At 66.4% G+C, this 18,491-nt stretch carries 17 protein-coding genes; 13 read left to right on the top strand and 4 right to left on the bottom strand.

What is annotated here, in order from left to right; all coding sequences use genetic code 11:
* The first annotated feature begins 1 nt into the window (after window position 1).
* Complete coding sequence (locus tag LGM42_RS20555; protein ID WP_226233050.1) at window positions 2–943, top strand: LysR family transcriptional regulator; 942 nt, start codon at window positions 2–4, stop codon at window positions 941–943.
* Window positions 944–1,013: 70 nt separating this feature from the next.
* Here the strand turns inward: LGM42_RS20555 and zwf are convergent, their stop codons facing one another.
* Window positions 1,014–2,489: a glucose-6-phosphate dehydrogenase gene (zwf, locus tag LGM42_RS20550; protein ID WP_226233049.1), complete on the bottom strand. Its 1,476-nt coding sequence runs from the start codon at window positions 2,487–2,489 to the stop codon at window positions 1,014–1,016.
* A 200-nt stretch (window positions 2,490–2,689) separates the two neighbouring features.
* Here zwf and LGM42_RS20545 point away from each other — a divergent pair, with 200 nt between their 5' ends.
* Complete coding sequence (locus LGM42_RS20545) at window positions 2,690–3,268, top strand: TetR/AcrR family transcriptional regulator (protein ID WP_060317249.1); 579 nt, start codon at window positions 2,690–2,692, stop codon at window positions 3,266–3,268.
* A gap of 152 nt (window positions 3,269–3,420) precedes the next feature.
* Complete coding sequence (locus tag LGM42_RS20540) at window positions 3,421–4,296, top strand: SDR family NAD(P)-dependent oxidoreductase (protein ID WP_060317247.1); 876 nt, start codon at window positions 3,421–3,423, stop codon at window positions 4,294–4,296.
* A gap of 235 nt (window positions 4,297–4,531) precedes the next feature.
* Here the strand turns inward: LGM42_RS20540 and LGM42_RS20535 are convergent, their stop codons facing one another.
* Window positions 4,532–5,242 (bottom strand): IclR family transcriptional regulator, encoded by a 711-nt coding sequence (locus LGM42_RS20535; RefSeq protein WP_060317244.1) that lies wholly within the window; start codon window positions 5,240–5,242, stop codon window positions 4,532–4,534.
* 165 nt (window positions 5,243–5,407) lie between these two features.
* On the opposite strand from LGM42_RS20535, the gene LGM42_RS20530 reads away from it, so the two are divergent.
* The 10 genes from LGM42_RS20530 to LGM42_RS20485 all read left to right on the top strand — a co-directional run bounded on the left by LGM42_RS20530 (window position 5,408) and on the right by LGM42_RS20485 (window position 16,510).
* Window positions 5,408–6,106, top strand: coding sequence for a methyltransferase (locus LGM42_RS20530; RefSeq protein ID WP_060317240.1), 699 nt, complete (start codon window positions 5,408–5,410; stop codon window positions 6,104–6,106).
* The gene (locus LGM42_RS20525; protein WP_060317237.1) at window positions 6,106–7,053 is read left to right on the top strand and encodes a hydroxyacid dehydrogenase; all 948 of its coding nucleotides are present in this window, start codon (window positions 6,106–6,108) and stop codon (window positions 7,051–7,053) included. Before LGM42_RS20530 ends, LGM42_RS20525 begins: the two co-directional genes overlap by 1 nt.
* Window positions 7,054–7,074: 21 nt before the next feature.
* The gene (locus LGM42_RS20520) at window positions 7,075–8,004 is read left to right on the top strand and encodes an SMP-30/gluconolactonase/LRE family protein (RefSeq protein ID WP_060317234.1); all 930 of its coding nucleotides are present in this window, start codon (window positions 7,075–7,077) and stop codon (window positions 8,002–8,004) included.
* A 91-nt stretch (window positions 8,005–8,095) separates the two neighbouring features.
* Window positions 8,096–9,475: an MFS transporter gene (locus LGM42_RS20515; RefSeq protein ID WP_226233048.1), complete on the top strand. Its 1,380-nt coding sequence runs from the start codon at window positions 8,096–8,098 to the stop codon at window positions 9,473–9,475.
* A gap of 45 nt (window positions 9,476–9,520) precedes the next feature.
* Window positions 9,521–10,672: a porin gene (locus LGM42_RS20510; protein ID WP_226233047.1), complete on the top strand. Its 1,152-nt coding sequence runs from the start codon at window positions 9,521–9,523 to the stop codon at window positions 10,670–10,672.
* A gap of 10 nt (window positions 10,673–10,682) precedes the next feature.
* Window positions 10,683–11,726, top strand: coding sequence for an amidohydrolase family protein (locus tag LGM42_RS20505; protein ID WP_060317228.1), 1,044 nt, complete (start codon window positions 10,683–10,685; stop codon window positions 11,724–11,726).
* On the top strand, window positions 11,726–13,006 hold the full coding sequence (locus tag LGM42_RS20500; RefSeq protein WP_060317225.1) for an MFS transporter: 1,281 nt from the start codon (window positions 11,726–11,728) through the stop codon (window positions 13,004–13,006). Before LGM42_RS20505 ends, LGM42_RS20500 begins: the two co-directional genes overlap by 1 nt.
* Complete coding sequence (locus LGM42_RS20495) at window positions 13,003–14,241, top strand: MFS transporter (RefSeq protein WP_226233046.1); 1,239 nt, start codon at window positions 13,003–13,005, stop codon at window positions 14,239–14,241. Before LGM42_RS20500 ends, LGM42_RS20495 begins: the two co-directional genes overlap by 4 nt.
* 11 nt (window positions 14,242–14,252) lie before the next feature.
* Window positions 14,253–15,575 (top strand): MFS transporter, encoded by a 1,323-nt coding sequence (locus LGM42_RS20490; RefSeq protein WP_226233045.1) that lies wholly within the window; start codon window positions 14,253–14,255, stop codon window positions 15,573–15,575.
* Window positions 15,576–15,577: 2 nt separating this feature from the next.
* Window positions 15,578–16,510 (top strand): amidohydrolase family protein, encoded by a 933-nt coding sequence (locus tag LGM42_RS20485; RefSeq protein WP_226233044.1) that lies wholly within the window; start codon window positions 15,578–15,580, stop codon window positions 16,508–16,510.
* A 277-nt stretch (window positions 16,511–16,787) separates the two neighbouring features.
* On the opposite strand, the gene LGM42_RS20480 is transcribed toward LGM42_RS20485, so the two are convergent.
* A complete protein-coding gene (locus tag LGM42_RS20480) occupies window positions 16,788–17,582 on the bottom strand; it encodes an SDR family NAD(P)-dependent oxidoreductase (RefSeq protein WP_060317213.1) in 795 nt (264 codons plus the stop codon).
* Between the two features lie 59 nt (window positions 17,583–17,641).
* The gene (locus tag LGM42_RS20475) at window positions 17,642–18,484 is read right to left on the bottom strand and encodes a type 1 glutamine amidotransferase domain-containing protein (protein WP_226233043.1); all 843 of its coding nucleotides are present in this window, start codon (window positions 18,482–18,484) and stop codon (window positions 17,642–17,644) included.
* Between the last annotated feature and the right edge of the window lie 7 nt (window positions 18,485–18,491).

Below are 18,491 nucleotides of genomic sequence, written 5' to 3'. Positions count from 1 at the left end.
AATGAAGACCACCCTCGACGAACTCCAGGCCTTTACCGCCGTGGTCGATACCGGTTCGATCACGGCGGCCGCCCAGCAGCTCGATCTCACCGTGTCGGCGACGAGCCGCACGCTCGCGCGGCTCGAGGAAAAGCTGAAGACCACGCTGCTGCGCCGGACCACGCGCCGGCTCGAACTGACCGAGGAAGGGCGCGCGTTCCTGCAGAACGCGCGCGCGATCATCGAATCGGTCGAGAACGCGGAGGAGCAGATGCTCGCGCGGCGCGAGATGCCGTCCGGGCGCCTGCGCGTCGACGCCGCGACGCCGTTCATGCTGCACGTGATCGTGCCGCTCGTGCGCGGCTACCGCGAGCGCTTCCCGAAGGTCGAGCTGGAACTGAACAGCAACGAGGGCATCACCGATCTGCTGGAGCGGCGCACCGACGTCGCGGTCCGGATCGGCCGGCTGAAGGATTCGACGCTGCACAGCCGGCGCATCGGCAACAGCCGGCTGCGCATCCTCGCGAGCCCCGCGTATATCGAAGCGCACGGCCAGCCGCGCAAGGTCGAGGATCTCGACAGGCACACGCTGCTCGGCTTCACGCAGCCCGAATCGTTGAACGTATGGCCGATCCTCGGCGCGGACGGCGAAGCGTACCGCATCGAGCCGGACGTGTATTCGTCGAGCGGCGAAACGCTGCGGCAGCTTGCGCTGGAGGGCACGGGCGTCGTCTGCCTGTCCGATTTCGTGACCGCGCAGGATCGCGATGCGGGGCGGCTGGTGCAGGTGCTCGCGCGCCAGACGCTCGACGTCCAGCAGCCGATTCACGCGGTGTACTACCGCAATACCGCGATCTCGTCGCGGATCGCGTCGTTCGTCGACTATCTGATCGAGGTGCTGGGCGGCGGCAGCGGCGGTGACGGGCGGGCGCGGCGCAAGGCCGCGTGGATGGAGCCGCAGTAGCGACGCAGGGCAGGCGGCGCTGCCCTTCGGGAGCCGGCGTGCCGCGCGTCGGCACGCCGTCGTGCTGCGATTACGCCTCTTCGGCCCACGACATCCCGTCGCGCGCGAGCAGCGCCGACGAGGCCGCGGGCCCGAACGTGCCGGCCGTGTACAGGCGCGGCCGGTCGCCGAGCTGCTTCCAGCCGTCGAGGATCGGCTCGACCCACGACCACGCGGCTTCGAGCTCGTCGCGGCGCATGAAATGCGTGAGGCGGCCGCGGATCACGTCGATCAGCAGCCGTTCGTACGCTTCCGCGCGCCGTTCCGGAATCGCCTGCTGCAGGTCGAGATTCAGGCTCACCGGCACCATGTTCATGCCGCTGCCCGGTTCCTTCGCGAGCATCTGCAACTGGATCGACTCTTCCGGCTGGAGCTGGATCACGAGGCGGTTCCCGTAATTGCGCGGGCCGGTCGGGATGATCGAGAACGGCATGTCCGCGAACTCGATCACGATTTCCGACTGGCGGCGCTGCAGCCGCTTGCCGGTGCGCAGGAAGAACGGCACGTTCGCCCAGCGCCAGTTGTTGATGTGCGCGCGCAGCGCGACGAAGGTTTCCGCGCGGCTGTCCGCCGGCACGTTGTCTTCCTCGAGATAGCCCTTGACCGGCTGGCCGTCGACCGCGCCGGCCGTGTACTGGCCGCGCACCGTGTCGCGCGCGACGTCCGACAGCGACATCGGTCGCAGGGAGCGCAGCACCTTCAGCTTCTCGTCGCGCACCGCGTCCGGGTCGAGCGACACGGGCGGCTCCATCGCGACGATGCACAGCAGCTGCAGCAGGTGGTTCTGCACCATGTCGCGCAGCGCGCCGGTATGGTCGTAGAAGCCCGCGCGGCTGCCGACGCCGACCGTCTCCGCGACCGTGATCTGCACGCTGCGGATGTTCGGCGCCTGCCACAGCGGCCCGAAGATCGGGTTGCCGAAGCGCAGCACCATCAGGTTCTGCACGGTTTCCTTGCCGAGATAGTGGTCGATCCGGTAGATCTGCGATTCCTCGAAGTGCTTGCCGACCGCGTCGTTGATCGCCTTCGCGGAAGCGAGATCGTGGCCGAGCGGCTTTTCGAGGACGACGCGCGAATGCGCGTCGACGAGGTGCGCGGCCGACAGGTAGTCGCAGATCGTCGTGAACAGTTCCGGCGACGTCGACAGGTAGAACACGCGCACGGCCTCGCCGCGCGCCGCTTCCGCGAGCCGCTGATAGTCGTCCGGCGCGTTCACGTCGATCAGCACGTACTTGAACAGGTCGAGGAAGCGGGCCCACGCGTCGGCGTCGAACGCCTTCGCGTCGATGAACGGGCGCGACTGCTCGTCCATGAACTTGCGATAGCCGTCGATGCCCCAGTCGCGGCGGCCGACGGCGATAATGCGCGTCTCGGGCGGAAGATTGCAGTGCAGGTGCGCCATGTACAGCGCGGGCAACAGCTTGCGGGCGGCCAGGTCGCCGCCGCCGCCGAAAATGATCATGTCGACGGGCCGGTCGGCCGCGGTCTGGGAAGGCTGATTCGTCATGGGAGGTTCGCGGTTTGAAACGGTGAACGTGAAACGAACGTCGAGGGCATCGGGCGCCGGTTGGCCGGCGCCGGTACGGCAAAACGCTAATAGTGCACCGTTTTGATGGTTTGCGTCTGTGTTCGCGCGATGTAACGGGGCTTGCATTTTCGATGATGGGTCGATTATGATTGAGCACTCACTCATTAAAGGAATCGACCGTGGCCCGACCGCGCAGTCCCGACAAGCACGAAGCCATCCTCGCGGCGGCCGCGCGCGCGCTCGCCGAGGACGGCGCGAGCGCGACCACCGCGCGCATCGCACGGCTTGCCGGCGTGGCGGAAGGCACGGTGTTCACGTACTTCGAGACCAAGGATGCGTTGTTGAACTCGCTGTACGTGAGCCTGAAGGCCGACATGCGCGAAGCGATGATGACCGGGTTTCCCGATCATGCGCCGGCCGAGCAGGCGGTGCGGCATGCGTGGAACGGCTATGTGTCGTGGGGCGTCGCGAATCCGGACGGCCGGCGCGCGCTGCGGCAGTTGGGCGTGAGCGGGCGCATCGACGATGCGCATCGGGCCGCGGGCTCGGAAGGCTTCGGCGGGATCGGCGCGCTGCTGCGCGAACAGGTCGCCGCGTCGGGCGCGTTGAGCCGCGACGAAGCGCATGCGTTCTGCTCGGCGTTGTTTACGTCGATCGCGGAAACGGCGATGGAGTCGATCGCCCGCGATCCGGCGCGCGCCGATGCATACCGGGAAGCCGGGTTTCGCGCGTTGTGGGCGGTGTTGCACGCGGTGTGAGTCGAGGAATGGCGTCGTGGCGGTATGTGCCGCGGCGACGGCGGGGTGGGGCAGGCAGGACGGCGCAGGTCACGAACGATCGACGCGTCGCCCATATTAATGAGTGAGTAATCATTCATTTTGATGGTTTCATCACGATCAAGGAGTGGAAAATGTCGAAAGTCTGGTTGGTAACGGGGGCCGCACGCGGCCTCGGGCGCGCCATTTCGGAAGCGGTGCTGGCAGCGGGGGACCGGCTGGTGGCCGGCGCGCGCGATCCCGCGCGACTGGCCGATCTGGCCGAACGGTATGGCGACCGGCTGCTGCCGGTCGAACTCGACGTCACCGACGAAGCGGCGGCCGCGCAAGCCGTCGCGGCGGCGCGCGCGGCGTTCGGCCGTATCGACGTGCTGGTGAACAACGCGGGCTACGGCCACACGGCGCCGTTCGAGCAGATGAGCGCCGAAGCCTTCCGCGACCAGATCGAAACGAACCTGTTCGGCGTGGTCAACCTCACGCGCGCGGTGCTGCCGACGATGCGTGCGCAGCGCGCGGGGCACATCTTCCAGGTGTCGTCGGTCGGCGGGCGTACGGCGACGCCCGGACTGTCCGCATATCAGGCCGCGAAGTGGGCGGTCGGCGGATTCAGCGACGTGCTCGCGAAGGAAGCCGCGCCATTCGGCGTGCGCGTGTGCACGCTCGAACCGGGCGGCATGCGCACCGACTGGGCCGCGCAGGCGAAGCGCGACATCGACGATCTGCTGCCCGACTATCAACCGTCGGTCGGGAAGATCCTCGACCTGCTCGGCGCGTATGGCGGCCACGAGATCGGCGATCCCGCCCGGATCGCGGCGCTGATCGTCGACCTGTCGCGCCGCGACGACGTGCCGCTGCGCCTGCTGCTCGGCGGCGATGCACTGTTCGTCTGCGAGCAGGCGGAGCGGCAGCGCGCGGAAGAGGCCGCGCGGTGGCGGGACGCCACGCTGTCCACGCAGTTTCCGGACGCGAAGCTGCCGGATGGGCTGGAGGCGTTGAAGGCGGTCGAGTAAGGGGGGGCGTCGTCGCGGGCGGCGCGTCGAGCGCCTCGACCGCGTCGCTGGCGCGAGCCGAGTCGACTGCCGTCGCGACCGGTTTCCTCAGCGGAGCCGGTCGGACGGGCCGTCGCGTCGGTGCGGCGATGCATTCGTCATGCCGCAGCGCGCGAGCATGGCGTCGTGCGAGCGTGTGCGCAGTCAGGCGACGAACGGCTCGTCGACCTGAGCCCTGCCTGTGTCGAAGCGGCGATCAGGTGCCGTAGACGTTCTCGCAGAGCGCGACACTCGCCCCCAGCTTCCGGGAGAGATCGGCGGCCGCATCCAGTTGCGGTCGATCCAGCTCGCCCGACTCGTGCGCGACGCTGAGGCGGGATGCAGGACCGGAAAGCGTCAGCGCCGCCATGAACTTGTCGCCGGCGCCGAAGATCGGCACCGCGAACGCTGCCGTGTGCACATCGCGCGCACCGGCGGTGAAGAGGGGCAGTGCGGGCGGCTTGTCATAGATCGGTTCGCCGAGCCCCCAGAAACGGATCACCTGGCTGATGGCCGTGTCGTCGAGCGGCAGCATCGTCCCCGCGAGCCGCGTTTCACGCAGGCCTTCGGACGGTTCGACCCGAAACAGGCAGAGCCGCTGCCCGCTGTCGTGCACGTAGTACGATGCGCTTTCTTTCGTCAGCGCGGCCAGCGCATGCAGCGCCGGTTCGACCACCGTGGACAGGTGGAAGGACTGCTCGTACAGCTTGCCGAGGTACAGCACGCGATGTCCGAGCGAATAGTTGCCGGATTGCGCGCGCACGACATAGCCCATTCGCTCCAGCGAATTCATGAGCCGATAGACCGTCGTCTTGTGCATGCCGGATGCCTGCGACAGCATCGCGAGCGATTGCGATTCGGCGCCGGGCTTGAAGCAGTCCAGCAGCGAAAGTGCCTTTTCCACGGCAACGACCCCATCGTTTCCCATTCATTCTCTCCCGTCGTCATTCACTTGGAATTGTACAGAGTAAAACGCCGGTTTACCACGTAAAAGGGTAAACGCCAGTGCCATGACGCGCGTCCTCTGGCTATAGTGATTTCACTACGTACACCAGCGTTGTACAGAGTACAACGCACAACCCGAGGTCGAATCATGAGCAAGACATCCGCCAGCACTTCTTCGATCAATCGCGACATCGAACGCGTCTCGCCTGAACTCGTTCAGGCGGCCGCGCACTACCAGGCCGCGATCCTGGCCGACGTCGCGGGCCGCCGCGGCACGGTGCATGGCCGCGTGCGGCCGTTGTCGCCGAAGATGAAGGTCGCCGGCCCGGCGGTCACGGTCGAAGTCCGCGCGGGCGACAACCTGGCGATCCATGCGGCGCTCGCCGTTGCGAAGCCGGGCGACGTCGTCGTGGTCGACGGCAAGGGCGACATCTCGTGCGCGCTGCTCGGCGAAATCATGGCGGCGCAGGCGAAGGCGAGCGGCATCGCCGGCATCGTCATCGACGGCGCGGTGCGCGACGCGCACGAACTGGCCAACGGCGACTACCCGATCTTCGCGGCCGGCCTCAATCCGTGCGGCCCGACCAAAAGCATCGCCGGGCGCGTGAATGCGCCGATCTCGCTGGGCGGCACGACGGTGAATCCGGGCGACCTGGTGGTCGGCGACGCCGACGGCGTCGTCGTCATTGCGCGCGCCGACGTCGCGCGTCTCGTCGATCTGGCGCAGAAAAAGCTCGACTTCGAAACCGCGCGTATCGCGGCCATCCACAAGGGCGACCTTCGTCCGGGCTGGATCGAGAAGGAACTGCGCGCAGCCGGCATGCTGGCCGAAGGCGAGGCACTGTGATGCAGACCGCTTCGCACAAGCCCGTAGTCCTCGTGACCGCTGCCGACCTGGCGCCGCAAGCGCTCGAGATGCTTGCGCAGTTCGACGTCGTGTTCGCCGGCAAGCAACCGACCGAAGACGACATCGTGGCGCTCTGCACCCAGCACAAGCCGGTCGCGATCATCGTCCGGTACGGCAAGGTCAACGCCCGCATCATGGACGCGGCCGAAAACCTGCAGGTGATCTCGAAGCACGGCAGCGGCATCGACGTGATCGATCAGGACGCTGCCGCCGCACGCGGCATCGCGGTGCGCGCCGCGGTCGGCGCGAATGCGGCCGCCGTCGCCGAGCACACCTGGGCGCTGATGCTCGCATGCGCGAAGTCGGTTCCGCAGCTCGATATCCGCATGCGCGAAGGTCATTGGGACAAGTCGACGCACAAGTCCGTCGAACTCGACGGGCGCACGCTCGGCCTCGTCGGACTCGGCGCGATCGGCCGGCGCGTGGCCGCGATCGGCGCGGCGTTCGGCATGAAGGTGCTCGCGTTCGATCCGTTCGCGAAGGAAGCGCCGGCCGGTGTGAAGCTCGTACCGCTCGACAGGCTGTACGCGGAATCGGACGTCGTGTCGCTGCATTGTCCGTTGACGGCCGACAACCGCCGGATGCTCGACCGCGACACGCTCGCGCGTTTCAAGCGCGGGGCGATTGTCGTCAATACCGCGCGCGGCGGCTTGATCGACGAAGCCGCGCTTGCCGACGCGCTGGCGAGCGGCCACTTGCGCGCGGCCGGGCTCGACAGTTTCGACGTCGAGCCGATGACGGTGCCGCATCCGTTCCAGCAGATCCCCAACGTGATTCTGTCTCCGCATATCGGCGGCGTGAGCGATGCCGCGTACGTGAACATGGGCAAGGGCGCGGCCGCCAACGTTCTCGCGGTGCTGGACGAACGCGCGCACAGCGCGGCTTGAACCCCGAACATCGAGGTACGCATGTTTTATCTGACGAGTCCCGACGTGCGCGAAGCCGAAGTGTTCACGCGCATGCCGGAAAAGTTCCGCAAGCCGGACGTCCGCACGGAATGGGCGCGCGCGAATCGCGGCGGCATGGTCACGGATTCCTTTCTCGAAGGGCCGGTCTGGGATCCGGACGGCTATCTGTTCGTGACCGACATTCCACACGGGCGCATCTTCCGCATTTCGCCGTCGGGCGACTGGGATCTCGTCGTCGAATACGACGGCGAGCCCAACGGGATGAAGCGCTTCGACGCATCGCACCTGATCATCACCGACTACCGGAACGGTCTGATGCTGCTCGATATCGAGCGCGGTGAAGTGCGCCCGTATCTCGAGCGCCGCAACACCGAGCGCTTCAAGGGCGTGAATGACCTGACGTTCGACTCGGCCGGCAACATCTATTTCACCGATCAAGGGCAGACCGGGCTGCACGATCCGACGGGCCGCGTGTATCGGCTGTCGCCAGACGGCAAGCTCGACATGCTGCTCGGCACCTGCCCGAGCCCGAACGGGCTCGTCCTGTCGCGCGACGAGAAGGTGCTGTTCGTCGCGATGACGCGCGGCAATGCCGTGTGGCGCATGCCGCTGCAGGCCGACGGATCGGTCACCAAGGTCAGCCCGTTCTTCACGTCCTACGGACCGAGCGGCCCCGACGGCCTCACCGTCGATCTCGACGGCCGCCTGTTCGTCGCGAATCCGGGGCTCGGCCGCGTGTGGGTGCTCAACCACTGCGCGGAGCCCGTCGAGATCCTGACCGGGACGAAAGGCGCGTCGCTCACGAGCGTGTGCTTCGGCGGCCCGGACATGAAGACGCTCTTCATCACCGAATCGACGTCCGGTTCCATCCTGAAAGCGGACATGAGCATTGCCGGCCCGCTGCCGAAACAGGCAGCGAAGCAGGACTGAGACCCACGAGCCGAGCCGGGAAGCCGCTCGTCGGCTTCCCGCCCGCATGCCGAAAGATCGCGCCGCCAGCCGCGCGACGAAGGAGACAAGCATGACCGTTTCGCACGCGCTGCATGCCGACGCCGACGCACCGCGCGCCGACGCGCCATTCGCGGAGCGTCTGGCCGGCGACGATTACGCGGCCAGCGAGCGCACGCTCGCGAAGGCGTTCCGGCGCATTCTGCCGTTCATCTTCGTCTGCTACGTGATCAGCTATCTCGACAGGACCAACGTCGGTTTTGCCGCGCTCACGATGAACAAGGATCTCGGTCTCACGGCCGAGCAGTTCGGTGTCGGTGCCGGCCTGTTCTTCATCGGCTATTTCCTGTTCGAGATTCCGAGCAACCTGATCATGCAGAAGGTCGGTGCGCGCGTGTGGATCGCGAGAATCATGATCACGTGGGGCCTGTTCTCGATGGCGACGGCGTTCGTCGTCGGACCGAAGAGCTTTGCGGCGGCGCGTTTTCTGCTCGGGCTCGCCGAGGCGGGGTTCACGCCCGGCATCTATCTGTATTTCACGCACTGGTTTCCCGGCAAGTGGCGCGCGAAGGTGACGGCCGCATTCCTCGTCGGCATCCCCGTCGCGAACATGATCGGTTCGCCGATTTCCGGTGCGCTGCTCGAACTCGGCGGCCTGCACGGGCTGCGCAGCTGGCAGTGGCTGTTGCTGATCGAAGGCGTCCCGGCCGTGATACTCGGCATCGCGTGCCTGTTCGTGCTGGCCGACCGTCCCGAGAAAGCCGCGTGGCTCAGTGACGAAGAGAAGGCGTCGCTCGCGAAGCGCCTCGCGTTCGAGCAGCGCGACATCGGCGCGAAGCACGGCAGCAAACTGCGCGACGCGATGACGAACTGGCGCGTGTTCGTGCTCGCGTTCGTCAACTTTTGCGGGATCGTCGGCTCGCTCGGCGTCGGCTTGTGGATGCCGCAGATCATCAAGCAGTTCGGCGTCGAACACGCGGTGGTCGGCTGGCTGACGGCCATTCCGTATGCGATCGGCGCCGGTGTGATGCTCTGGTGGGCGCGTCTCGCCAATCGCGCTGCCAACCGCATTCCGTATGTCGCCGGTGCACTGGCAATCGCCGCCGTGGCGTTGTGTGCGAGCGCCTTCATTCATGCGCCGGTTTTCAAGCTGATCGCACTGTGCGCTACGGTGAGCGGGATCCTCGCGTTCCAGGCGACCTACTGGGCCATCCCGTCGGGATTCCTCACCGGCCGGGCCGCCGCGGGCGGACTGGCGCTGATCGTGTCGGTCGGCAATCTCGGCGGCTTCGTCGGGCCGTCGCTGATCGGCGCGCTCAAGCAATTTTCCGGCGGCTTCACCGCGCCGCTCATCGCCGTGTCGGGCGTGCTGCTGCTCGGCGCGTTGACCATCGCGTGGCTCGGCGATCCGGGCTCGGGCGCCGGCGAAGCGCCTGTCGCCCGCGAGCCGTGAATTTTTCTTCGTCGGCCCCACCCATAAAACAAGTTTGGAGACTTCATGTTGTCGAATCAGGCCAGCCGGAATACCCGCCCGACCTCCCGCTTCGTGCTCGGCGCCCTCACCGTCGCGAGCGCGACCTCGTGGTGCGGCGCCGCGCATGCAGAAAGCAGCGTCACGCTGTACGGCATTGCCGACGTCGGTATCGAGCACATCAACAATACGAGTACCGGCGGCGCGCAGACGCGCGAAGCGTCGGGCAATCTGTCCGGATCGCGCTGGGGACTGAAGGGCGTCGAGGATCTCGGTGGCGGCATGAAGGCCATTTTCCAGCTGGAAGACGGCTTCAACATCAATGACGGCACGACCGCGCAGTCGACGAAAGGCCTCGGCTCGAATGCCGCCACGACGTCGCGGATTTTCGGCCGGCAGGCGTGGGTCGGGCTGTCGTACCGAGGTCAGCAGCTGACGTTCGGCCGCCAGAACTCGCTCTTCTATGAACAGGCCGTGGCCTTCGACCCGATGGGTGCGTCGTCACGGTATTCGTTGCTGTCGCTCGACTACGCGGCGGCCGCGCGTATCGACAATTCAGCGAAGTACACCGGCGTGTTCGGTCCGCTGACGGCGCAGGCCATGTATAGCACCCGCTACGACACCGGGTATGGCGCCGAGGTGCCGGGCGCGCAACTCACCGGCCGCTTCTTCAGCGGGGCGCTGACTTTCTCGCAAGGACCGCTCGCCGCGAGCGTGTCGTACGAGCAGCGCAACAGCAACACCGTCGCGACCAACACCGGCACCGAGCGTCGCGCGACGGCCGCCGCGTCGTATGCGATCGGACCGGTGAAGGGGTTCGCCGGTTATCGCTATCTTCATGCGTCGAACGCGTTCCTCCCTGCGAACCCGATCCGTATCGCGAACGGTTCCGAAGCGAGCGCCGCGAACCTGTACTGGGCCGGCGCGCAATACACGGTGTCGCCGGCGTTCGTGGTCACGGCAACGGCCTATTACCAGGACGTGCATTCGACCCGTGCCGATCCGTGGCTCGCCGTGCTCTGTGCGGATTATCTGCTGTCGAAGCGTACCGATATCTATGCGACGGCCGGTTTCGCGCGCAACAAGGGCGGCTCCGCGCTCGGCGTGAACGGCTATGGCACGGTCGCGCCCGATCACAACCAGACGGGCGTGGTGATCGGCATGCGCCAGAAGTTCTGAGGCGAGCGCGATGCAGACCGTTCATGCGCCCCACCTTCCCATCCGGCCTGAGTGGCTCGCCTTGCGCGACGAGCCGGTACTCGAACCCGAGCTTGCCATCGTCGACGCCCATCACCACCTGTGGGACCGACAGACCGGTCGCTATCTCGCGGACGAGTTCGGTGCCGACGTGCGCAGCGGGCATCGGGTCGTGTCGACGGTCTACGTGCAGTGCCGATCGATGTTGCGTGCAAGCGGGCCGGACGCATTCAGGCCGGTGGGCGAAGTGGAATTCGCGAGCGGCATCGCCGCGATGTTCGACAGCGGCGCATACGGTCCCGCGCGGTGCTGCGAGGCCATCGTCGGTGGCGCCGATCTGTCGCTCGGCGCGGAACTCGATGCGGTGCTCGACACGATGCTGCAGGTGTCCGGAGGGAGGCTGCGCGGGATCCGCAATCCGCTCGCGTGGCATGCGAGCCCCGACGTGCGATCCAGCCCGGTGATGCCGCCGCGCGACCGGATGTCGGATCCGGCTTTCCGACAGGGCGTGACGACGCTTGGCCGCTACGGGCTGTCGCTGGACGCGTGGGTCTATCACACGCAGCTCGACGACCTGTACGAACTCGCGCGCGCATGCGAGGACGTCACCGTCGTCATCGACCATTTCGGCGGTCCGCTCGGCGTGGGCCCGCATGCTGGTCGGCGCGCGGAAGTTCATGCGCACTGGAAACGGCAACTCGCGCGCCTCGCCGCGCTGCCGAACACGCGCATGAAGCTCGGCGGCGCGGGCATGACCGTGTTCGGTTTCGACTTCGCCGCGCGCGCGCTGCCGCCGTCGTCGCAGGAACTGGCCGCGGCATGGCAGCCGTACTTCGACACCTGCGTCGAATGCTTTGGCGTCAATCGCTGCATGTTCGAAAGCAACTTCCCCGTCGACAAGGGGATGTTCGGCTATCGCGTGCTGTGGAACGCCTTCAAACGACTCGCGTCGGCGATGTCAGCCGATGAAAAGGCCGCGCTGTTCAGCCGGACGGCCGCATCGACGTATCGCATAGCGATTCCCGGAGACAACTGATGAAGACGAGTGCAACCGTGGCGACGCAGGAAATGGCATCCGCAGCCGCGGAGAAAGGGTTCACGCGCGTGACCGGTATCGAGTGGCGTTCGCTGTCGCTCGCGGGGCTCGGCTGGACGTTCGAGAGCTACGACTCGTTCCTGCTGTCGCTGCTGCTGCCGACGCTCGCGCTGCAGTTCGGACTGAGCAAGGCGCAGCTCGGCATCTTCACGAGCGTCACGGCGGCCGGACAGATCGTCGGCGGCATTCTGTTCGGCTTCGTGTCGGACCGGATCGGGCGCGTGCGCACTGCGCTGCTCTGCGTCGGCATCTACTCGCTGTTTTCCGGCCTGATCGCGTTCGCGCCCGACGCGCACGCGTTCGCCGCGTTGCGCTTTTTCGGCGCGCTCGGCATGGGCGGAACCTGGACCGCCGGCGCGGCGCTCATCGCGGAGACCTGGCACCCGAGCCGGCGCGGCAAGGGCGGTGCGCTGATGCAGATGGGCTTGCCGATCGGCGCGATTCTCGCGATCGCGATCTCGGGCATCGTCGGCGCCGTGCATGGCGGATTGGGCGGCGACAGCTGGCGTCTGCTGTTCCTGATCGGTGCATCGCCGTTCTTCATCCTGTTCTGGGTCGCGCGCAAGACGCCGGAATCACCGATCTGGCTCGAACGCCGGCACGCGAAGTCGCAGGCCCGCAAGTCCGACGCGGCCGGTCACGAGAAGCTGAACGTGCGCGGCCTGTTCATCGCGTTCTGCTTCATCTTCTTTCTGCAGTACCTGTACTGGGGCGTATTCACGTGGACGCCGACGTTCCTCGTCATGGTGAAGCACCTCGACTTCGTGCATAGCCTGAAGTTCGTGCTGGCGCTGCAGTTCGGTGCGATCACCGGGTTCCTGCTGTTCTCGGCATGGGTCGACCGGATCGGCCGGCGTCCGATGTTCCTGGCCTACCTGCTGGTCGGTGCGATGGCCGTCGGCGTGTACATCGTGTCGGCGAATCCGTTGCTGCTGATGACCGCGATCTTCCTGACCGGCTTCAGCGTGAACGGCATCTTCGCGGGCGCCGGCCCGTTCCTCGCGGAGATCATCGGCAACACGGCATCGCGCGGCTTCTTCATGGGTCTCGCGTACAACGGCGGCCGGCTCGGCGGTTTCATCGCGCCGTTGGTCATCGGTTCGCTGGCGTCGACGTCGGGCGGGTTCGTGCTCGGGCTCGCGACGACGATCGTCGCATTCGTCGCCGCGGCCGCGGTCGTGCTGTTCGCGCCGGAAACGCGCGGGAAGGCGCTGTCATGAACGTGGCAACGCAAGCGGGGTGGGTGAGCAGACTGTTTCCCGCGCTGTCGGAGGCATCGCTGCGGCGCTATCTGAGCGGGCAGGTCGCATCGGTGCTCGGCAGCTGGACGCAGAACGTCACGCTGAATCTGCTGATCTATCACCTGTCGGGCTCGGCGGCGATCCTCGCGCTGCTCAACTTCCTGCTGTACGGGCCGCAGCTGATCGTCGCGCCGGTGGCGGGCTCCCGCATCGGCTCGGCCAACGCGCGCCGCGTGACGCTAGGCGTGCTGACGGCGTCGCTGCTGCTGACGGGCAGCCTCTTCACGTGGTCGCTGCTCGGCCTGCTCGGCGTGAAGCTGATCCTCGCGCATGCGCTCGCGATCGGCGTGTCGAGCGCGGTGGAAACGCCGGCGCGGCAGGTGCTGCTGCTGACGAGTCTGCAGGATGCGACGCACACGTCCAACGCGGTCGCGATGAACACGATGGTCTACAACGTCGGGCGCATGGTCGGCCCGACCATCGCCGGATTCGTCTATCCGACGCTCGGGCCCCGGACGTCGTTTGCGATCTATGCACTCGCGCTGTGCTTCATGGCGGCGTGCGTGCGGTCGATCAGGGCCGGGTCGGTGGACCGCCCGTCCCGCGCGGAAAGCGGCCTGCGCGATGCGGTCGGCTATGTGCTGTCCGATGCGTTTTCGGCCCGCTATCTGCCGATTCTCGCGTGCATCGGCCTGTTCGCCGGCAGCTACCAGACGCTCGTGCCGCTGCTCGCGGACCAAGGCTTTCACGATGCGGCGCGCTTTACCGGCGTGTTCTTCGCCTGTGCCGGCGCCGGCTCGTTGAGCGCGGCGGTGCTGCTGTCGTCGGCGCTCGGGCCGCGCGCGTCGCACCGGTTCATCGCGTATGCGCCGTGGACGGCGGTCGGCGCGCTGGCCGTGCTGGCCGCGACGACCGACGCGGCCGGATCGATCCCCGCGTTCTATGCACTCGGCTTCAGCCTCACGTTCGCGGCCACGTCGACGAACGCGACCATTCAGCGCCAGTGTCCGGAGCACGTGCGTGGCGGGCTCGTCGGGATGTACGGCATGGCCTACAACGGCACGATGCCGTTCGGTTACCTGCTCGTCGGCAGCGCGTCCGAGGCGCTCGGCGTGCGACACACCTTCGCCGCGATGGCTGCCGTGCTCGCATGCGGCGTCGTTGCGGTCGTCGCGTGGCAACGGTTCACCAATACGCGCGTAGGCGCACAATAAACGGAGACAACATGCAAACCGGTTTCATGGACGCGTCCGCGATCGAGCGCCGGACCATACGCAAGGTCGTCTGGCGACTCATTCCCTTTTTGATGATCTGCTACCTGCTTGCCTTCATCGATCGCGGCAACGTGGGGATGGCGTCGCTGCAGATGAATCATGACCTCGGGATGTCGGCGCAGGTCTTCGGTTTCGGCAGCAGCCTGTTCTTCATTTCGTACTTCTTTTGCGAAGTGCCGAGCAACCTCGCGCTGCAGAAATACGGCGCGCGGATCTGGATCGCGCGGATCATGATCACGTGGGGCATCGTGTCGGCGGCGACCGCGCTCGTGCACAACGCGACGATGTTCTACGTGCTGCGTTTCCTGCTGGGTGCGGCCGAGGCCGGCTTCTTCCCGGGCGTGCTGCTTTATCTGTCGTACTGGATTCCCGCGCAGTATCGTGCGCGGATCGTCGCGACGTTCATGGTCGCGATTCCGGCCGCGAGCTTCATCGGCTCGCCGATCTCCGCGCTGCTGTTGCAGATGGATGGCGTCTGGGGCCTGCGCGGATGGCACTGGCTGTTCATCCTCGAAGGCATTCCGACCGTGCTGCTCGGCATCGCGTGCCTGTTCGTGCTGACGAACAAGCCGGACGACGCGAGGTGGCTCGACGACGACGAGCGCGCCTGGCTCACGACCGCGCTGGCTGCCGGCCACAAGACGCGCAAGAAGGTGCCGTCGCTGCCGCTCACGCAGCTGTTCCGCAACCGCTACGTGCTGTGCCTCGCGCTCGTCGACACGTGTGCTTCCGCGGCAGGCAGCACGCTGTCCGTGTGGCAGCCGCAACTGCTCAAGTCGTTCGGCTTGACCGTCATGGAGACGGGCCTGCTGAATTCGGTGCCGTACGCGGTGGCTTCCGTCCTGATGGTGTACTGGGGCCGGCGCTCGGACCGTGTCGGCGAACGCCGCTGGCACACCGTCGTGCCGATGCTGCTGATCGGCGTGGGCCTGTTCGCGACGTCGCTGAGCGGATCGCTGCTGCCGACGGTCTGCATGCTCTGCGCGGTGCTGGTCGGCGCGTATTCGTTCAAGGGCCCGTTCTGGGCGCTCGCGACCGACATGCTGTCCAACAGCACCGTGGCGGCCGGGCTCGCGACGGTCAATGCGATCGCGAACCTGCTCGGCGGCGGGCTGATGGTGAACGTGTACGGGTGGGTGAAGGCGGCGACGGGCAGCTACGCGCTCGCGTTGATGCCGCTCGCGATCCTCACGCTCGTGAGCGTCGCGACGCTGCTGCTGCTCACGCGCAATCATGCGTCCGGCAAGCTGGTCGGCAAGACGGGGACCATCTGATCATGGCGCGCATCGCGAGACGCGGATTCCTCAGGATCGCCGGCGCGACGCTGGCTTCGGCCGTATTGCCGAGGCTGGCTGCTGCTGACGAGACGTGGTCGAGCGGCATCGAGCAGCCGGCGTTCCAACTGCCCGAAGGGACGATCGACTGTCACATGCACATCTACGACGACCGGTTCCCGGTTGCGCCGGGCACGACGCTGCGACCGCCGAATGCGACCGTCGCGCAATACCGGCGCGTGCAGACGCGCATCGGCGTGAAGCGCAACGTGGTCGTGACGCCGTCGACGTACGGCACGGACAATCGCTGCACGCTGGCGGCGATCGCGCAGTTCGGCGACGACGCACGCGGCGTGGCCGTCGTCGACGGCACCGTGAGCGACGACGAACTTCGGATGCTCGATCGCGGTGGTATCCGTGCGATCCGGTTCAACCTGAGCTATCCGGGCGCGACGACGCTCGACATGCTGGCGCCGCTCGCCGCCCGTATCGCGAACCTCGGATGGCATATCGAGCTGGTGGTTCAGGGCGCGCGGCTGCCGGAGCTCGAGCGTCATCTTGCGGCGCTGCCTTGTCCGCTCGTCATCGACCATATCGCGCATGTGCCGCAGCCCGGCGGGCTGTCGTCGGCCGCGTTTCGTACCGCGCAGCGCCTCGTTGAAAAGGGCCATACGTGGATCACGTTGTCGGGGCCGTACGTCGACAGCAAGACGGGGGCGCCTGCTTACGACGACGTCGCGCCGGTCGCGAAGGCGCTGATCGACATGGCGCCGGAGCGCATGCTCTGGGGCACCGACTGGCCGCACCCCACGCAGAAGACGGACAAGCCCGACGATGCAAGCATGCTGGACGTGATCGCGGGCTGGATCGGGCGTGCGGACTGGCAGCAACGGATATTCGTCACCAATCCCGCGAAGTTGTACGGATTTGCATAGCGCGGGGAGGATGTCGCGAAACTTGACGCCGCCAACAAAACGATGTCCCCCGCAATCGGGGGATACGTTTGAAGGCGGCTGGCGCAAGCGCCCGCGCGGTCGTGCTCATAACGCAAGGCTCATTCGACCTGATACCCGCTTCGACGATCTGGTACGGGTTGCGACGGCGACTTCGCTCGCCATCGAAAAAGACGGCAACCCAAAACCGCGTATCGCTTATCCGATCGGCCTGTTCTTCGATGGTATCGCCTGGCGTCGATGCACTTCGCGTGCCATCTCAGAGAATCGACCGGTAGGTGCCGCCCTCGACGCGCACCGCGGCGCCATTGGATGCCGCACCCAGAGGACTGGCGAGCAACGCCACCATCGCGGCAATCTCGTCGGCCTCGATCATGCGGGCAATCAGCGAGCTCGGACGATACGTGTCGAAGAAGTGCGATTCGATTTCCGCATCGGTCATATCGGGCCGTGGTGCGGTTTGCCGAAGATATGCGACGATGCCTTCGGATCGCGTGGCGGACGGCAGTACGCTGTTGACGGTCACGCTGGTTCCCTTCGTCAGTTCGGCCATTCCGCGCGAAACCGCGAGTTGAGCCGATTTGCTGACACCGTAGTGCACCATGTCCGGCGGCGTGAAGGCGCCGACTTCACTGGACATGAAAATCACTCGCCCCCAGTTCTTCGCGAGCATGCGCGGAAAGTAATGACGCGACAGCCTGACACCCGACATCACGTTAACGTCGATCATTCGCAGCCAGTCGTCATCGGTGATCTCCGCGAACGGCTTGGCTTCGTAGTAGCCGAGATTGTTCACGAGAATGTCCGTGTCCGGTTGTGCCTCGATCAGCTCCGCGACGCCTCGGTCGCCGCTCACGTCGGCGACGACGCCGCGTACGCTGCCGCGCGGCGCGGCAGCGCAGAGCTCCGCGACGGCGGCATCGAGCTTGTCTCGTTGCCGCCCCGTGATCGTGACCGCGACGCCTTCCGCGGCCAACGTTCGCGCGATCGCCATGCCGATGCCGGCAGTGGCGCCGGTGACGATCGCAGTTTTTCCTTCAAGTTGCAGATCCACGGTTTGCTTCTCCTTTACTCATCGAGTAACCGGCATTGCCGGTCGATTGCACGGCATGACTACTTGAGCCGCTTCAGCATTTCGCCGGCGACGTCCAGCGCCGACGCCGGATTCTGTCCGGTGATCAATTCACGGTCGGTGACCATGTGCGCGGTAAACGGCACCGCGTTGCTGCTGTAGATTCCACCCGCGCGCTGCAATGCAGTCTGCGGATAGAACTTCATCGCGCCGCCGCCGAGCAACCCTTTGGCTTGCTCTTCTTCCGCGTTGCTGATCACCGTCATCCGGTAGCCGGCGTAGATCCATTTCGTGTCGCCGTCGCCTGCGTTTCCCGCCGCGAGCTTTCGTGCAAAGCCCGGCGCATCCGGCAACGTCGACAGCAGCGCAATCGGGCCGTGGCAAACGAGCGCCGTGGTCTTGCCGCGCGCGTGAAAGTCGGCCAGCAATCTGCCCACGGCGGCACTGGTCGACAGGTCCTGCATCGGCGCATGGCCGCCGGGAACGTAGACGGCATCGAAGTGCGCGTAACCGATCTGCTCCACCCGCGACAGGCTGATCACCGGAGAATGCGTGCGCGACGTGATTTGTAGCCGGTCCAGTAAGGCCCGATAGTCGCGCATCGCGTTCTCGTCGCCGTTGAAGTACATCTTGTCGGCCGACGTGACGTCCAGCGTCGGCGCCTTGCCCTCCGGCGTGGCGAAGGTCACCTGATGGCCGGCATTGAGCAGCGCCTTCACGGGCTGCATCAGCTCGTTCAGGTAGAAGCCCGTCGCGAAGACCTTGTCATCCTTCAGGTCGAGGTGATCGGAATCCGACAACACCACGAGCACGTTGGCCGCATGAGCGCCGCACGCGGCAATGCCGAGCATTGCCGCAACGGCGAGCTTGCGCATCGAATACATCGTTTTC

The organism is Burkholderia sp. AU39826, assembly GCF_020419965.1.
Lineage (GTDB): Bacteria > Pseudomonadota > Gammaproteobacteria > Burkholderiales > Burkholderiaceae > Burkholderia > Burkholderia semiarida.
The sequence above is the reverse complement of the archived record's forward strand: the minus strand, read 5'-3'. Positions and strand labels throughout refer to the sequence as shown.

Coding starts and splice junctions, on each gene's coding strand:
- LGM42_RS20555 (WP_226233050.1), top strand. CDS start 2: ATGAAGACCACCCTCGACGAACTCCAGGCCTTTACCGCCGTGGTCGAT.
- zwf (WP_226233049.1), bottom strand. CDS start 2,489: ATGACGAATCAGCCTTCCCAGACCGCGGCCGACCGGCCCGTCGACATG.
- LGM42_RS20540 (WP_060317247.1), top strand. CDS start 3,421: ATGTCGAAAGTCTGGTTGGTAACGGGGGCCGCACGCGGCCTCGGGCGC.
- LGM42_RS20535 (WP_060317244.1), bottom strand. CDS start 5,242: ATGGGAAACGATGGGGTCGTTGCCGTGGAAAAGGCACTTTCGCTGCTG.
- LGM42_RS20530 (WP_060317240.1), top strand. CDS start 5,408: ATGAGCAAGACATCCGCCAGCACTTCTTCGATCAATCGCGACATCGAA.
- LGM42_RS20525 (WP_060317237.1), top strand. CDS start 6,106: ATGCAGACCGCTTCGCACAAGCCCGTAGTCCTCGTGACCGCTGCCGAC.
- LGM42_RS20520 (WP_060317234.1), top strand. CDS start 7,075: ATGTTTTATCTGACGAGTCCCGACGTGCGCGAAGCCGAAGTGTTCACG.
- LGM42_RS20515 (WP_226233048.1), top strand. CDS start 8,096: ATGACCGTTTCGCACGCGCTGCATGCCGACGCCGACGCACCGCGCGCC.
- LGM42_RS20510 (WP_226233047.1), top strand. CDS start 9,521: ATGTTGTCGAATCAGGCCAGCCGGAATACCCGCCCGACCTCCCGCTTC.
- LGM42_RS20505 (WP_060317228.1), top strand. CDS start 10,683: ATGCAGACCGTTCATGCGCCCCACCTTCCCATCCGGCCTGAGTGGCTC.
- LGM42_RS20500 (WP_060317225.1), top strand. CDS start 11,726: ATGAAGACGAGTGCAACCGTGGCGACGCAGGAAATGGCATCCGCAGCC.
- LGM42_RS20495 (WP_226233046.1), top strand. CDS start 13,003: ATGAACGTGGCAACGCAAGCGGGGTGGGTGAGCAGACTGTTTCCCGCG.
- LGM42_RS20490 (WP_226233045.1), top strand. CDS start 14,253: ATGCAAACCGGTTTCATGGACGCGTCCGCGATCGAGCGCCGGACCATA.
- LGM42_RS20485 (WP_226233044.1), top strand. CDS start 15,578: ATGGCGCGCATCGCGAGACGCGGATTCCTCAGGATCGCCGGCGCGACG.
- LGM42_RS20475 (WP_226233043.1), bottom strand. CDS start 18,484: ATGTATTCGATGCGCAAGCTCGCCGTTGCGGCAATGCTCGGCATTGCC.